Annotated in this window: 14 protein-coding genes and 1 other RNA gene; 8 read left to right on the plus strand and 7 right to left on the minus strand. The window is 69.7% G+C overall.

From position 1 onward, the window contains the following. Window positions 1-2 precede the first annotated feature (2 nt). Window positions 3-449, minus strand: a complete 447-nt coding sequence (locus tag HEP74_RS17315; RefSeq protein WP_185813912.1) for a division/cell wall cluster transcriptional repressor MraZ — start codon at window positions 447-449, stop codon at window positions 3-5. Window positions 450-777: 328 nt separating this feature from the next. Here HEP74_RS17315 and HEP74_RS17320 point away from each other — a divergent pair, with 328 nt between their 5' ends. The 4 genes from HEP74_RS17320 (at window position 778) to HEP74_RS17335 (ending at window position 2,828) form a co-directional block, all read left to right on the plus strand. Further along, entirely contained in the window at window positions 778-1,566 is a 789-nt protein-coding gene (locus HEP74_RS17320; RefSeq protein WP_185813913.1) for an NRDE family protein, read from the plus strand. Between the two features lie 57 nt (window positions 1,567-1,623). Continuing rightward, window positions 1,624-1,990: RNase P RNA component class A (gene rnpB, locus HEP74_RS17325), an RNA gene on the plus strand. Window positions 1,991-2,136: 146 nt separating this feature from the next. Further along, window positions 2,137-2,367, plus strand: a complete 231-nt coding sequence (locus HEP74_RS17330; RefSeq protein WP_221893130.1) for a DUF4160 domain-containing protein — start codon at window positions 2,137-2,139, stop codon at window positions 2,365-2,367. Continuing rightward, window positions 2,364-2,828, plus strand: a complete 465-nt coding sequence (locus HEP74_RS17335; RefSeq protein ID WP_185813914.1) for a DUF2442 domain-containing protein — start codon at window positions 2,364-2,366, stop codon at window positions 2,826-2,828. Before HEP74_RS17330 ends, HEP74_RS17335 begins: the two co-directional genes overlap by 4 nt. Window positions 2,829-2,906: 78 nt before the next feature. Here the strand turns inward: HEP74_RS17335 and rsmI are convergent, their stop codons facing one another. After that, window positions 2,907-3,731 (minus strand): 16S rRNA (cytidine(1402)-2'-O)-methyltransferase, encoded by an 825-nt coding sequence (gene rsmI, locus HEP74_RS17340; protein ID WP_185813915.1) that lies wholly within the window; start codon window positions 3,729-3,731, stop codon window positions 2,907-2,909. Between the two features lie 81 nt (window positions 3,732-3,812). Between rsmI and HEP74_RS17345 the strand changes: the two genes are divergently transcribed. The 4 genes from HEP74_RS17345 to HEP74_RS17360 are packed head-to-tail and all read left to right on the plus strand — an operon-like array spanning window position 3,813 to window position 7,827. Then, complete coding sequence (locus tag HEP74_RS17345; protein ID WP_185813916.1) at window positions 3,813-5,540, plus strand: penicillin-binding protein activator; 1,728 nt, start codon at window positions 3,813-3,815, stop codon at window positions 5,538-5,540. Continuing rightward, window positions 5,530-5,898, plus strand: a complete 369-nt coding sequence (locus HEP74_RS17350; protein WP_185813917.1) for a YraN family protein — start codon at window positions 5,530-5,532, stop codon at window positions 5,896-5,898. The genes HEP74_RS17345 and HEP74_RS17350 overlap by 11 nt, the downstream gene beginning before the upstream one ends. 1 nt (window position 5,899) lies before the next feature. Further along, window positions 5,900-6,445 (plus strand): metal-dependent hydrolase, encoded by a 546-nt coding sequence (locus HEP74_RS17355; protein WP_185813918.1) that lies wholly within the window; start codon window positions 5,900-5,902, stop codon window positions 6,443-6,445. Then, the gene (locus HEP74_RS17360; protein ID WP_185813919.1) at window positions 6,442-7,827 is read left to right on the plus strand and encodes an FAD-binding oxidoreductase; all 1,386 of its coding nucleotides are present in this window, start codon (window positions 6,442-6,444) and stop codon (window positions 7,825-7,827) included. The genes HEP74_RS17355 and HEP74_RS17360 overlap by 4 nt, the downstream gene beginning before the upstream one ends. Window positions 7,828-8,108: 281 nt before the next feature. On the opposite strand, the gene HEP74_RS21960 is transcribed toward HEP74_RS17360, so the two are convergent. From HEP74_RS21960 to kdpC, 5 genes are all read right to left on the minus strand, one after another. Continuing rightward, complete coding sequence (locus HEP74_RS21960) at window positions 8,109-9,086, minus strand: hypothetical protein (protein ID WP_255427779.1); 978 nt, start codon at window positions 9,084-9,086, stop codon at window positions 8,109-8,111. Between the two features lie 40 nt (window positions 9,087-9,126). Continuing rightward, window positions 9,127-9,534, minus strand: coding sequence for a hypothetical protein (locus tag HEP74_RS17370; protein WP_185813920.1), 408 nt, complete (start codon window positions 9,532-9,534; stop codon window positions 9,127-9,129). Window positions 9,535-9,922: 388 nt separating this feature from the next. Beyond that, window positions 9,923-10,651: a response regulator gene (locus HEP74_RS17375; RefSeq protein ID WP_185813921.1), complete on the minus strand. Its 729-nt coding sequence runs from the start codon at window positions 10,649-10,651 to the stop codon at window positions 9,923-9,925. Further along, complete coding sequence (locus HEP74_RS17380) at window positions 10,641-13,331, minus strand: ATP-binding protein (protein WP_185813922.1); 2,691 nt, start codon at window positions 13,329-13,331, stop codon at window positions 10,641-10,643. Before HEP74_RS17380 ends, HEP74_RS17375 begins: the two co-directional genes overlap by 11 nt. A 67-nt stretch (window positions 13,332-13,398) precedes the next feature. Beyond that, window positions 13,399-14,034, minus strand: a complete 636-nt coding sequence (kdpC, locus tag HEP74_RS17385; RefSeq protein WP_185813923.1) for a potassium-transporting ATPase subunit KdpC — start codon at window positions 14,032-14,034, stop codon at window positions 13,399-13,401. Window positions 14,035-14,074: the final 40 nt, after the last annotated feature.

Raw genomic sequence — 14,074 nt, forward strand, 5'->3', positions numbered from 1 at the left:
GCTCACAACTTCAGATCGAGCAATCCATCGCCCAGATCCTCATCAGACAATGTCTGCTGGATCAGTGCGCGATGAGCCTGCTCGCTCCATAGTTCGAACTTGTCGCCCATGCCCAACAGCACGGCGCGCTTTTCGATGCCCACCGCGGCGCGGTGGCTCGGCGGGATGGTGATGCGACTGTTGGCGTCCAGCTCCAGCGCGGCAGAGGAACCCACCAGCTTCTGCTGCAGGATCCGCACCACGCGCTGGGTGTTGGGCTTGGCCATGACGTCGTCACGGACCCGTTCCCATTCCTTTTCCGCGTACAGCCACAGGCATCCGGCTTCGAACGGGTTGTAGGTCAGCACCAGCCGATTGCCGCTCGCGCGCACGACCAGGTCGCGGTACGCGGTGGGAACCGCCATACGCCCCTTGTCGTCCACTGTGATTGCGGTCTCGCCCTGAAACACGACGCCTACACCTTTCCAAATCCGCCTGGACGGTCATTGAACCACGAAAAACCACAAAAAACCCGGTTTCCCCTCGAGTGCCCACCTTAGCAGCGCCCGAAAGGTTGTCAACAACTTTGCGAGCGATAAATCGCTAGCCACATCAATGGCTTGCGCCATTCTTTAGAGACTTGTTCAAAGCTTATCCACAAGTTGCTGTTTCGTCTCATATTTTGAGATTGAGCGGAAATTCAGCCCCGTGCACAAGGCGTTAAGACAGCGGCCAGCTGCCGCGGTCCCCACCGACCGGCTCGCAAGCCGCTGCGCAAAACCGCACAATCCGCCGCCTATGTGCTTGGTCGCCCTCGCCCTCGAATCGCACCCGCGCTGGCGCCTGCTGCTGGTCGGCAACCGCGACGAATTCCACGCCCGCCCGACCGCGCCGCTGCAGCGCTGGGCGGCGCCGGCGCAGCGGGTGCTGGCCGGGCGCGACCTGCGTTCGGGCGGCAGTTGGGTGGGCCTGGACGACGCCGGCCGCTGCACCGTGGTCACCAACGTGCGCGACCCGCTGGCGTCGATGTCCGGCGCCTCGCGCGGCGCCCTGGTCGCCGACTACCTGGCCGGCGCCGAACCGGCGGCCGCGTTCGCCGACGCCCTGGCGCTGCGCGCCGACGCCTATCCGCCGTTCAACCTGCTGCTGGCCGACGCCGCCGGCGCCGACTACCTCGGCAATCACCCGCCGGCCCGGCAGCGCCTGGCACCCGGTATCCACGGCATGTCCAACGGTGCCCTGGATGCGCCCTGGCCGAAAACGCTGCGCCTGTGCGAGGTCCTGGCGGACTGGATCGCCGCCGGCGACGAGGACCTGTCCCCGCTATGGCGGGCGCTGGCCGACGAGACCATCGCCGCCGACGCGCAGCTGCCCGACACCGGCGTGGGCCTGGAGCTGGAGCGGCGCCTGTCGCCGGCCTTCATCCGCGGCCACGACTACGGCACCCGCGCCAGCACCATCGTGGCGGTGGACGGCGACGGCCGCGGCTGGATCCACGAGCGCCGCTTCGGCCCGGATGGGGTGTTCCTGGGGGAGACGCGACTGGAGGGGCTCGGGACCGGGGACTCGGGACTCGGGTCCCGGTAAGAGCGGAATCCGGACCGCGCGGCGCAGCGGCGCCGCACATGCGACAATAGCGACGGCGGAGTCGGCCAGACAGTCGCGTCATCCCGGTGCATTTCGGTGCAGCGGGGTGCCGAGGAAAGTCCGGGCTCCATAGGGCAAGGTGCCAGGTAACGCCTGGGCGGCGCGAGCCGACGGATCAGTGCAACAGAAAGATACCGCCTAAGTCTGCGCAAGCAGACCGGTAAGGGTGAAATGGTGCGGTAAGAGCGCACCGCGAGTCCGGTAACGGACCGGTACGGCAAACCCCACCTGGAGCAAGACCAAATAGGGACCTCATGGCGCTGCCCGCGTCGGGTCCGGGTAGGTTGCTCGAGCGCCGCGGTGACGCGGCGCCTAGAAGAATGACTGTCCACGACAGAACCCGGCTTATCGGCCGGCTCCGCCACTTTCTCAAAAATCTCCAGGCTCCCGGCACACTCCCGGGTTCGGAGACTTTAGCCTCGCTGCGACTCAACGCCTTCAGGCCGACACACGCGCCCAGGACAACCCTGCCCCATTGCGCCGATGCAATGATTGCACTATTTTGGACGCATGCCGACCATCGTCCGTTTCGCCAGCAGCGTCGTCACGATGTACGCGGCCGACCACCTTCCACCGCATTTTCACGTCCGTACCAAGGATGGTCGAGAAGCCTTGATCGTCATCGAAACCCTTGCGGTTCTCTCCGGCCAGCTGAGCCGACGCGAGCTGAGTGCGGCACTGGAATGGGCCGCCGCGAACAAGGCCGCCCTCGTCACCCGATGGCAGGAGTTGAATCCATGAACCAGCCTCAATTCGTCATTACCCAGGTGAAGGCCGTAGATATCGGCGAGCTTGCGTTAACCTTCGCCGACGGCTTCACCTGCACGGTCGATTTAAGCGAAGTCCTGGCCTCGCATCCTTCCCTGAAGAAGGCGCGGATGCCGCATGTGTTCTACAAGGTCTCGCTCGACGAATGGAAACGTGGCGTCATCTTCGGCGGCGACGATGACCTGGCGCTCGCCAGCGACAACCTACGGGCACTCGCCATCGAGCAGGCCGGCGACTACTCGCACCAGCAGATCGTCGCCTGGATGCATCGCCACGACCTGACCCTGGATTCGGCCGCCGCGGCATTGGGCGTGAGCCGGCGCATGCTGGCCTACTACCGCAGCGGCGAGAAGCCCGTTCCCAAGAGCATCGGATTGGCGATGCTGGGATGGGAGGCCGAACAAGCAGGGTTCCGCTTCCCGGCGGTCGCCTGACAGCGCATCCGCCTGGGAACGGCAGGTTCGCGATTACCCGCTGCAGGTCAGCCGGCATCCGCTCGGTATGCGGCCACCTCAGCCTCCGTACAACGCCTTGCGCGGCGCCCCGGTGATCTCCGCCGCCAGCTTGGCGGCGGTGGACGGCGGCAGGTGCGCGCTGAGCGTGGCATAGACGCGGCGACCCTCGGCCAGTTGCGCGTCGGCATCGTCGCCGGCGCCCTGCACGATCAGCACGAACTCGCCCTTGCGCTGGTTGGCGTCGGCTTCCACCTGCGCCTGCAGCTCGGCCAGGCTGCCGTCAAGCACGGTCTCGAACAGCTTGGTCAGCTCGCGCGCCAGCACCGCCGGGCGCGCGTCGCCGAGGGCGGCGCGGCAGTCGGCCAGGGATTCGACGATGCGGTGCGCCGATTCGTAGAACACCAGGGTGCGCGGCTCGCCGGCCAGGCGCGCCAGGCGCTCGCGGCGGCCGGAGGCCTTGGCCGGCAGGAAGCCCTCGAAGCTGAAACGATCGCTGGGCAGGCCGGCCACGCTGAGCGCGGCGATCGCCGCGCAGGCGCCGGGCACCGGGCTGACCCGCACCCCGGCCTCGCGCGCGGCGCGCACCAGCCGGTAGCCGGGGTCGCTGACCAGCGGGGTGCCGGCGTCGCTGACCAGGGCCAGCGATTCGCCGCCGAGCAGGCGCGCGACGATGCGCTGCGCCAGCGCGTCCTCGTTGTGCTCGTGCAGCGCGACCAGCGGCTTGTCGATGCCGAAGTGCGACAGCAGCTGGCCGCTGCGGCGGGTGTCCTCGGCGCAGATCGCGGCGACCGCGCGCAGCACCTCCTGCGCGCGCGGCGTCAGGTCGGCGAGATTGCCGATCGGCGTGGCGACGACATGCAGGGTTCCGGGCTGGGCGCTCATCTACGGCTTTCCATGGTCAAGGGTAGAATCGTAGCGGTTTTCCCCGGCGCGCCCAGGCGTGCCCTGCCGAATGGACCAGAAATGAACAAGCGATTCGCAAGGATTTCCGCCCTGTCGCTGCTGGCGCTGCTGTTCGCCGGCTGCGCCACCACCAGCGTGACGCAGAGCGCGTCGTCGCCGGCCCAATCCGCGGCGCTGGCGCTGCTCGACCAGGGCAAGCCGCGGGAAGCGGCGCAGCAGCTCGAGGCGCAGGCCGCCACCGCCACCGGCAGCGAGCGCAACCAGTTGCTGGCCGACGCCGCCTTCGCCTGGTACGAGGGCGGCGATGTCGCCCGCGCGCGCAGCCTGGCCGCGCAGGTGCAGCCGCGCCAGCTGTCGGGCCTGAGCAAGGTGCGGCTGGCCCTGGTCAACGCCGAGCTGGCGCTGGTCGACCGGCAGCCCGCGCAGGCGCTGCAGGCGCTGGGCAGCGATCCGCAGGCGGTGCCGCAGAACCTGCGCGCGCGCTGGCACCTGGCCCGCGCGCAGGCGCTGGAAGGCACCGGCGACGCCACCGCGGCGCTGGACGAACGCGCCCGCGCCGATATCGGCCTGACCGGCCAGGCGCGCAGCGACAACCAGCGCGCCATCGTGCGCCAGCTGGCGGCCTTGAACGACGCCACGCTGCAGGCACGCGCCGCCGCGCTGCCGGCCGGCGATCCGCTGTACAACTTCGCCGGGCGCGCGCTGATCAGCCGCGGCCTGGCGCTGCCGCGGCCGTTCGACCGCGGCGAGCAGTGGGGCTTCGACACCAGCAAGCGGCCGCCGGCCGAGCGCGACGGCTACCGCCCGCCGGCCAAGCTGGCGGTGCTGCTGCCGCTGAGCGGCACCCTGGCGACCGCGGCCGCGCCGGTACGCGACGGCCTGCTCGCCGGCTACTACGGCGAGACCCGGCGCCGCCCGGAGATCAACTTCATCGACACCACCGGCACCGCGGCCGGCGCGCTGGCCGCGTACCAGAAGGCGATCGACAGTGGCGCCGACTTCGTGGTCGGCCCGCTCGGCCGCGACGAGGTCAGCGCGCTGTTCGCGCGCGACGCGCTGCCGGTGCCGCTGCTGGCGCTGAACCGCGGCACCAGCGCGCCGCCCGCCGGCAGCGCCGGCTTCTCGCTGGCTCCGGAAGACGACGGCATCGCCGCCGCCGAATACCTGCTGGCGCACGAGCGCCGCAACGCGCTGGTGATCGGCAGCAACGACGACAACGGCCGCCGCGCGGTGGCCGCGTTCCGCGAACGCTTCAGCGAGCGCGGCGGCAAGGTCGCCGCCAGCGTCAGCGTGGCCGAGGTGCCTGGCGATGTCGGCGCGCAGCTGCGCAACGCAGGCGCTGCCGACGCGGTGTTCCTGGCGGTGAAGGGCAGCACCGCGCGCGCGCTGGCGCCGCAGCTGGCGCTGGCCGGTTTCGCCGGCAAGAGCCGGGTGGCGACCTCGCAGCTGGTGCTCGGCACCGGCAAGCCGGAGGACGATCTGGTGCTGGACGGCATCGCCTACCCGAGCGAACTGTGGAACGTGCGCGGCGTCGGCGGCCTGCCGGCGGCGACCAGCGTGGCCGAAACGCTGCCGACCGCGCGCGGCCCGGGCGCGCGCCTGTTCGCGTTCGGCTACGACGCCTGGCAGATCAGCGCCTACCTGGAGAAGCTCGCCACCGGCGCCGAAGCCAACCTGCGCGGCGCCACCGGCGTGCTGCACCTGGACGGCTTCGGCAACATCCTGCGCACCCCGGCCTGGTCCACCTTCAGCGGCGGGCGCGCGACGCCGCTGCCCGATGGGCGTTGACCGCCGGCAACGCGGCAACGATGTAGAAGCGGCGGCGCGCGCCGAACTGGAGCGCGCCGGGCTGCAGCTGATCGCCGCCAACGTGCGCTACCGCGGCGGCGAACTGGACCTGGTGATGCAGCAGGCGAACTGCCTGGTGTTCGTCGAGGTGCGCTACCGGCGCAACGACGCATTCGGCGGCGGCGCCGCCTCGGTCGACCTGCGCAAGCGCCGCCGGCTGGTGTTGGCGGCGCAATTATTCCTGGCCGCGCATCCGCACTACGCGAACTGGCCGTGCCGCTTCGACGTGGTCGAGGCCGAAGGCGAACCGCCGCGGCTGACCTGGCTGCGCGACGCGTTCCGCGCCGACGACTGCTGACATGCCGAGCATCTTCACCCACGCCGCGATCCCGCTGGCGCTGTGGGCCGCGGCCGATCGCGGACGCATTTCCACGCGCCTGCTCGGCGCCGGCATCGTCGCGTCGATGCTGCCCGATCTGGACGTGGTCGCGTTCGCCCTGCACATTCCCTACGCCGATGCGTTCGGCCATCGCGGCGCCAGCCATTCGCTGCTGTTCGCCGCGGTGCTGGGCGTGCTCGGTGCGCTGCTGCACCGAGCGTTGCGGGCCGGCGCGCTGCAGGCGGCGACCTGGATGTTCGTCTGCACGGTCTCGCACCCGCTGCTCGATGCGCTGACCTCCGGCGGCCTCGGCGTCGCCCTGGCCTGGCCGTGGAGCGAGCAGCGCTGGTTCGCGCCGTGGCGGCCGATCCGCGTCTCGCCATTCGCCAACGGGTTTTTCGGCGCGCGCGGCATGGCCACGCTGTGGTCCGAAGTGCGCTGGGTGTGGCTGCCGCTGGCAATGGCGGTCGGCACCTGGAAACTGCTGCAACCGCCGCCCTCTTCCGCTTCGCGATCCCAGCCATGACTACGCCGCTGCCTACCGCCCTGACCGACACCCTCGCCGCACTGCTCGGCGCCGACGGCTGGCGCACCGACGACGCCAGCCGCCGCAGCTATGGCGAGGACGATTCGCGGCGCTGGGCGCTGGCCGACGCGGTGGCGCTGCCGCAGACCCGCGAACAGGTGCAGGCGATCGTACGCGCCTGTCGCGAACACCGCGTGCCGATCGTCGCGCGCGGCGCCGGCACCGGCACCGCCGGCGCCGCGGTGCCGTTCGACGGCGGTGTGGTGCTGTCGTTCGCGCGCATGAACCGCATCCTGCAGTTGCGCCCGCAGGACCGCTGCGCGGTGGTCGAGCCGGGCGTGCTCAACGGCGAGCTGCAACAGGCGCTGGCGCCGCACGGCCTGTTCTGGCCGCCGGACCCGTCCAGCGCCGAGATCTGCAGCGTCGGCGGCAACCTGTCGACCAACGCCGGCGGCCCGCGCGCGGTGAAGTACGGCGCCACCCGCGACAACGTGCTCGGCGTGATCGCGGTGACTGGCGCCGGCGAGCTGATCCGATGCGGCGGTGCCTACACCAAGGACGCCACCGGCTACGACCTGACCCACCTGCTGGTCGGCAGCGAAGGTACCCTGGCGCTGATCGTGGAAGCCACGCTGAAACTGTCGCCGCGGCCACTGGCGCAAGCCGGGCTGCGCGCGTTCTACCGCGATGCCGGCAGCGCCGCGGCCGCGGTGTCGCGGCTGATGGCCCAGCCGACCACGCCGGCGATGCTGGAATTCATGGACCGCAGCGCGATCGCGCTGCTGCGCCGCAACGGCAGCGACGTGCCCGAGGCCGGCGCGATGCTGCTGATCGAGGCCGACGGCGACCACGACACCCTGCCCTACGCGCTGCAGGCGCTGGGCGCGGCGGCCGAGGGCGACGGCCTGCTGTCGCTGGACGTGGCCACCGACGGCACCGCCCGCGACCGGCTGTGGGCCGCGCGCCGCGCGCTGTCGCCGGCACTGCGCACGATCAAGCCGGGCAAGATCAACGAAGACGTGGTGGTGCCGGTGTCGCGCATCCCCGAACTGGTCGCCGGGGTGGAAGCGCTGGCGGCGGAATTCGACCTGCCGATCGTCGCCTTCGGCCATGCCGGCAACGGCAACCTGCACGTCAACATCATGTACGCGCCCGACGATGCCGCCGAGACCGCGCGTGCGCACGCCGCACTGCCGCGCCTGTTCGCGCTGGTACTGGCGCTGGAAGGCACGCTGTCGGGCGAGCACGGCATCGGCGTGGCCAAGCGCGACTACATGGCCCAGGCCTTCGACGCAGCGACGCTGGACGCGATGCGCGCAGTGAAGCGCGCGCTGGACCCGGACGGCATCCTCAATCCGGGGAAGGTGTTGCCGGATAAGTGAGCGGGATTCGGGATTCGGGATTCGGGATTCGCAAGAATCGGCCTGATGCCGCGTGCAGGCAACTGTCGACCGCTTTTTGTAGGAGCGGCTTCAGCCGCGACGAACGAAGTGGAAAAGGCTGACGGCTTGTAATCTGTCGGGGCTGAAGCCCCTCCTACAGTGCACCGGGCCAGCGCACTGATCGCCCTTGTGAGAGCGACTTCGATCACGACCAGTCTTTCAGGCAATGCCTGTCGCGACTGCAAGTCGCCCACAAGCTGTAACAGCGGAGAGAACCGCGCCTAGCGTGAAGGCCCACTCGGCTCTTGGGCCAGACTCGCTGCATTCTGCTGTTGGAGGGTTTCCTGCTGCGCCGCTCGCTGCAAAGAGTCGGACATCGAAGGAGGAGCGCAACTCAGATCGATCTGGATGCGCGCTCCAGGAGGAAACGATGCGGCCACCCAAGCCTGGTCATCCTTCATGAAAACCTGCGCGTCACGCTCGCGAATTCCTTCCGCTTTAGCCAGCACCGACGCGTGCAGCACATGGGCATCGGAGACAGAAGCCGGGAACTGCTCGCGCAAGGCCGAATACATCGGATAAGCGGCATGTCCTTGCGGAGGAGCCGCCACGTCGAGCGGTTCCGGAGTGCCGTGCGGACGCATCCTGGGCGCGATGGTCCGGTCGTAATATCCGCCGTAGTAATGCTCGTAGGTCGAATGCGTGCTGACCGAGGGCTGCTCGGTCTTGAACACCTGCCCGATCTGATTGAGCGCAGCGTCTCGCCCGAGCCGCCCCGCCAGATACTGATCCGCGATGGCCGCGTACTGCCGAGGCCTGTCGCCGCTACCGGAGATGCCGATGTCGGCACCGCCACCGGCAAGTATCTCTTTTCGGACCTGCGCATTGCTCAGCGTGGCCGCTGCCTCGCCACGCAACATGCTGGCGACATAGGTTTCGCGCGACGACATGTCGGGCCGCTCGGTGAATCGATGATGCCCCATTTCATGGGAAATGGAACGTGCGATCCGGCCACCATGACCCATCGCATTTTCGTCGATGACGATGGCGCGGCCAGGATCCAGATAGGTCCCGCCCCCGGCCCTGCCCCAGATCACATCGATACGGTCGTGCCGCAGTTGCGCCAAACCGCCTCGCAGCGTTGCCGACTGTTCCAGGAAGGGTTGTAGCGACGGATCCTGCAATGGCGTCGCCGGTCGTGCCGGCGGTGCACTCGCCGACGCTTGCGACGCATTGGGCTCTGGCATTGATCCCGTCATTTAACGCAGCTCCTTTGCCTGTACAACGGCGATGCGGCGGTCAGTTCTTGCGGATCGTCATCTGCGTCAGACGCGTCTGATCCGGGGAAAGACCCAGGATCACTTGCGTGTCGTTCGCCACGTCCACGGACCAGTAGGCTGTTGAATCGGCGGCATCGGGCCGCGGTGGATACAACACCGCGTTCGGCCATGGCACTTCCTCGATCGGCACCCCTGGCGCAGGAAATCGCAGCAGTAACGTGGCGTGCGACGCATCGTCCGTGGCGCTGCGCAGTTCGATGTCGCTGACCTGGATTCCGCCCAGTACACCGCTGTCGCTCACGCGAACGTCGAAACCATCCCTCGGCTGCGCTGGACCCAGCTGCGCATGCAACTGCGCGTTGACCGCTGCAATATCGTCGAACCCGGTACCCGCCAGACGATCCACGCTTTGCTTGATGCGTTCCATCACATTTCCTCTGCTGGCTACGCTAGGTACCGCGGCGGTCGCCGCGCTGGAAACAGCGTCTCGATGGACCTGCGCACAGGCGGCTGGGAACATGCAAACAATCGCGATGCCCAACAACCAACCGCGATGCTGTTGGCCTGGCGAGACTCGCGTCCCGCATCTCACGGCCCAATTGTCCATGTGCACAGCCTGCGTCCTACGATGCGGCTGAATTTATTGAAATTTTTCTGCCTGTGCAAGCAAGCAGCCAAGAGCGGCTTCAGCCTTGGGGAACGAAGCAGGCAAGGCTGGCGTGCTTTGGGATCTGTCGGAGCTGAAGCCCCTCCTACAGTGCATCGGGCCAGGTTATCGACCGTCTTGCAGAACCGACTGCGATTGGCCGCGTGTCTCAGGCGCTGCGTTCGCTCACGCCGATAAAGCGCAGCCCCACGCCCGGCTCGGTGGCGATGTAGCGCGGCGCCACCGCGCTGTCGCCGAGTTTCTGCCGCAGCTTGCCGACCAGGATGCGCAGGTAATGGGTATCCTCCTGGTGGGTCGGTCCCCACACTTCGCGCAGCAGTTGCGGCTGGGTCAGCACGCGCCCGCTGTGGCGCAGCAGCAGCGCGAGCAGTGCGTATTCCTTGCGGCTCAGCGGCAGCGGCTCGCCGTCCAGGCGCACCTCGCGCAGGCCCAGGTGGATGTGCAGGTGACCGTCGTCGAATACCGGCTCGGCCTCGCCGGCGGCGGGCTGTATGCGCAGCAGCACGCGGATGCGCGCCATCAGTTCCTGCACGCCGAACGGCTTGGTCACGTAGTCGTTGGCGCCGGCGTCCAGCGCCTGCACCTTCTCCGCTTCGCCGGCGCGCACGGTGAGCATGATCACCGGCACCGCGGACCACTGCCGCAATTCGCGCAGCACGCTGTGCCCATCCTGGTCGGGCAGGCCCACGTCCAGCACCACCAGTTCGGCGCCGTGCGCGGCCAGCTGCGCCAGGCCGTCGCCGCCGGTAGCGGCCTGCAGCACGCGGTAGCCCTGCGCGCGCAGGCTGATGTCCAGGAAACGCCGGATCTGCGGCTCGTCGTCGATGACCAGCACGCGCGGTGGCGGAATCGGATCGGCGTGGGACTCAGTCGGCATCGGGGCGGGGTGGCGGGGCGGCGGGTTCGATCAACGGCAGAGTAATGCGGATCGTGGTGCCGCGACCATCGGCGCCGGGCAGCGCCTCGACGCTGCCGCCGTGCGCGCCGATCATGCCCTGGCAGATGGTCAGGCCCAGGCCGGTGCCGTGGCGGCCGCGGTCGCCGCGCTCGACGCTGTAGAACATGTCGAAGATGCGCGCGCGCTCGTCCTCGGGAATGCCCGGGCCGCGGTCGCCGATATCGATGCGCAGGCGCCCGTCGACCATCGCCGCGGCGACGCGGATCGCCTCGCCCTCCGGCGAAAATTTCGCCGCGTTTTCCAGCACGTTGAAGATCGCCTGCTCGACCAGCGCCGGATGCACCCACAGCGTCGGCAGTTCGGCGGCCAGGGCGATGTCCAGGCGCACCTGCGGCTGGTAGCGCTGCAGCCGCCGCGCGGCCGAGCCGATCAGTTCGTCCACGTCGATCCAGTCGCGGTTCAAGGTCAGCCCGGTGTGGCCGAGCTTGGTCATGTCGAGCAGGTTCTGGATGTAGCGATCCAGGCGCTCGCCTTCCAGCTGGATCGTTTCCAGCAGGCTGCGGCGGTCCTCAGCGTCCATCGCCTGGCCGTAGCTGGCCAGGCTGCTGGCCGCGCCGATCATCGCCGCCAGCGGCGAGCGCAGGTCGTGCGAGACCGACGACAGCAGTGCCGAGCGCAGGCGCTCGGTCTCGCCACTGACCCGCGCGCTTTCCAGGTCGGCGACCAGCCGCGTGCGCAGCGCGGCCTGGCCGATGTCCTCGACCATGGCCTCGGCCAGGCGCTGCTGCTCCAGCCCGGGACGCTGCACGCCGGCGGCGAATTTCAGCCCGACCACGCCGATCGCGCCGCGCTCGTGGCGCACCGGCAGGAACCACCAGCTGGCGCCGGCCAGGGTGTCGGTGAAGCGGCCGGTGGCCTGGCCGTGGCGCTGCGCCCAGTCGGCGGCACTGCGGTCCACCGCCGCCATCGACGCCGCGTAGTCGTGCGCGCCGTCCTGCGCGGCGGCATGCGCCGCCTCCAGCGGCTGCAGCCGCACCCACGCTTCTGCTTCCAGAGTGGCCGCCAGCGCGCGGCGCCCGGCCTCCAGCACCTGGCCCAGGTCGGCGGCGCTGGTCAGTTCGCGGCCCAGCCGCTGCAGCGCGGTGGTCTGCGCGTTGGCCGCGCGCAGCGCCAGCACCTGCATGCGCAGCCGCGATGCCAGCCGCCCGGCGACCAGCGCCGCGACCAGGAACAGCAGCACCGTGACCACGCCCTGGCGCGCGCCGATGTGCAGCGTGTAGCGCGGCTCGATGAAGAAGAAGTTGTAGGCGAAGAAGCTCAGCAGCGCAGACAACACCGCCGCCGCCATGCGCGTCTTCGCCGCGACCATCACCACTGCGACGATGAACACCATCGACAGGTCGTCGATGCCGACCCAGCGTTCGGCGATCCAGGCCACCGCCACCGCCAGCAGCGAGGCGACCGTGGCGAACGCCAAGTCGTCACGCGACAGCCAGTGGCCGGGACTGCGCCAGCGCCGCCGCGCACGTGCGCGCGCCTCCGGCGAGCTGATGATGACCAGTTCGTAGTGCGCGCCGCGCTGCAGCAGTTGCTGGGTGAGCGTGCGGTTGATCATCCGTGCCAGCGGCCGTTCGCGGGTGCGGCCGAGCAACAGCGTGGACACGCCGTTGTGCGCGGCGTGGTCGAGCAATGCATCGGCCACGCTGGCGCCGTGCAGCAGCGCGGCGTCGCCGCCGAGCCGCCGCGCCAGCGCGAAAGCGCGATCGACTTCCAGTTGCCAGGCTTCCTCCGGCTGCGCCTGGGTCTGCACGGTGACCACGCTCCACGGCGCGCCGCGGCGCTCGGCCAGGCGCCGCGCCACCCGCACCAAATAGTCGGACTGGCCGCGCCCGTCGATCGCCACCAGCACCCGCCGCCGCAACGCCACGCCGGGCCGGCCCTGCGCGGCGTGCTCGTCGCGCAGGTCGTTGTCGACGCGGTCGGCCGCGGTCTGCATCGCCAGTTCGCGCAACGCGGCCAGGTTCGACGGCGAGAAGAACGCCTGCAGCGCCTGCCCCGCCTGCTCGGGCAGGTAGACCTTGCCCTGCTGCAGGCGTTCGATCAGTTCGCGCGGCGGCAGATCGACCAGCACGATGTCGCGCAGGCGGTCGAAGATCGCATCGGGCACGGTCTCGCCGACGCGGATGCCGGTGATGCGGTGGACCACGTCGTTGAGGCTTTCCAGGTGCTGAATGTTGACCGTGCTGTAGACGTCGATGCCGGCGTCGAGCAGTTCCTCCACATCCTGCCAGCGCCGCTCGTGGCGGCTGCCGGGCGCGTTGCGGTGCGCCAGCTCGTCGACCAGCACCAGCGGCGGGCGCCGTGCCAGCAGCGCGTCCAGGTCCATTTCCTCGAGCGTGCGGCCGCGGTACTCCACGCGCTGCCGCGGCTGCACGGCCAGCCCTTCCAACAAGGCGGCGGTTTCGGCGCGGCCGTGCGTCTCGACCACGCCGACCACCACCTCGCTGCCCTGCTGCTGCAGCTGGCGCGCGCGCGACAGCATCGCGTAGGTCTTGCCGACGCCGGGCGCCGCGCCCAGGAACACGGTCAGGCGCCCGCCGCGTTCGCGCTGGAGTGCGCCGATCAGCGCATCGGCCTGCTGGGTGCGTGAGTCGGACATTTGAGGAGCCGGGATTGGGGATTCGTGAGTAGGGATTCGCAGAGCCTACAGCCTTGGGCCGCCGGAACTACGGCTTTTGCTTTTCTCCATTCCCGATTCCCGTCTCCCCATTCCCGGCTTTGTCCAACGCCAGATTCAGCGCCAGCACATTCACCCGCGGCTGACCGAGCACGCCGAACTGGCGCGGCTGCGCCTGCGAAGCGACCAGCGCGGCGACGGTCGCCACCGGCAGTTCACGCGCCTTGGCCACGCGCGCCACCTGCTGCTGCGCCGCGGCCACGCTGATGTCCGGGTCCATGCCGCTGCCGGACTGGGTCAGCAGATCGTCCGCCACCTGCGCCGGGGCGACGCCGTCGCGCGCGGCCACGCTGGCGCGCGCGTCGGCGATGCGCTGCTGCAGCTCGGGATTACTGCGCGCCTGGTTGCTGCCGGCCGCGGCCATCGGGTCGAACTTGGCCGCCGACGGCCGCGGCTGGAAATAGCCGGGCGCGGCGAACGGCTGCGCGACCAGCGCCGAGCCGAGCACGCGGCCATCGCGTTGCAGCATGCTGCCGTTGGCCTGCGCCGTAAACAGCGCGCCGGCGAGCAGGGTGGACAGCAGCGAATACAGCGCGGCGGCGCCCAGCACCAGCAGCGGCAGTACCACGGCGGCGCGCCAGCGCAGCGGTTCGCGGTAGGAAGAAGAGACCGGGGAAACGTTCATCGCAGGAGATCCGAAAAGAAGCGGAAGATCGGCGCCGGGC

The organism is Xanthomonas sp. SS (assembly GCF_014236835.1).
Lineage (GTDB): Bacteria > Pseudomonadota > Gammaproteobacteria > Xanthomonadales > Xanthomonadaceae > Xanthomonas_A.

Bases quoted from the DNA above. Each gene is read 5' to 3' on its own strand.
- HEP74_RS21960 (WP_255427779.1), bottom strand. From the start codon at position 9,086: ATGACGGGATCAATGCCAGAGCCCAATGCGTCGCAAGCGTCGGCGAGT.
- HEP74_RS17370 (WP_185813920.1), bottom strand. From the start codon at position 9,534: ATGGAACGCATCAAGCAAAGCGTGGATCGTCTGGCGGGTACCGGGTTC.
- HEP74_RS17335 (WP_185813914.1), top strand. From the start codon at position 2,364: ATGAACCAGCCTCAATTCGTCATTACCCAGGTGAAGGCCGTAGATATC.
- HEP74_RS17320 (WP_185813913.1), top strand. From the start codon at position 778: ATGTGCTTGGTCGCCCTCGCCCTCGAATCGCACCCGCGCTGGCGCCTG.
- HEP74_RS17345 (WP_185813916.1), top strand. From the start codon at position 3,813: ATGAACAAGCGATTCGCAAGGATTTCCGCCCTGTCGCTGCTGGCGCTG.
- HEP74_RS17375 (WP_185813921.1), bottom strand. From the start codon at position 10,651: ATGCCGACTGAGTCCCACGCCGATCCGATTCCGCCACCGCGCGTGCTG.
- HEP74_RS17330 (WP_221893130.1), top strand. From the start codon at position 2,137: ATGCCGACCATCGTCCGTTTCGCCAGCAGCGTCGTCACGATGTACGCG.
- HEP74_RS17350 (WP_185813917.1), top strand. From the start codon at position 5,530: ATGGGCGTTGACCGCCGGCAACGCGGCAACGATGTAGAAGCGGCGGCG.
- rsmI (WP_185813915.1), bottom strand. From the start codon at position 3,731: ATGAGCGCCCAGCCCGGAACCCTGCATGTCGTCGCCACGCCGATCGGC.
- HEP74_RS17355 (WP_185813918.1), top strand. From the start codon at position 5,900: ATGCCGAGCATCTTCACCCACGCCGCGATCCCGCTGGCGCTGTGGGCC.
- kdpC (WP_185813923.1), bottom strand. From the start codon at position 14,034: ATGAACGTTTCCCCGGTCTCTTCTTCCTACCGCGAACCGCTGCGCTGG.
- HEP74_RS17360 (WP_185813919.1), top strand. From the start codon at position 6,442: ATGACTACGCCGCTGCCTACCGCCCTGACCGACACCCTCGCCGCACTG.
- HEP74_RS17380 (WP_185813922.1), bottom strand. From the start codon at position 13,331: ATGTCCGACTCACGCACCCAGCAGGCCGATGCGCTGATCGGCGCACTC.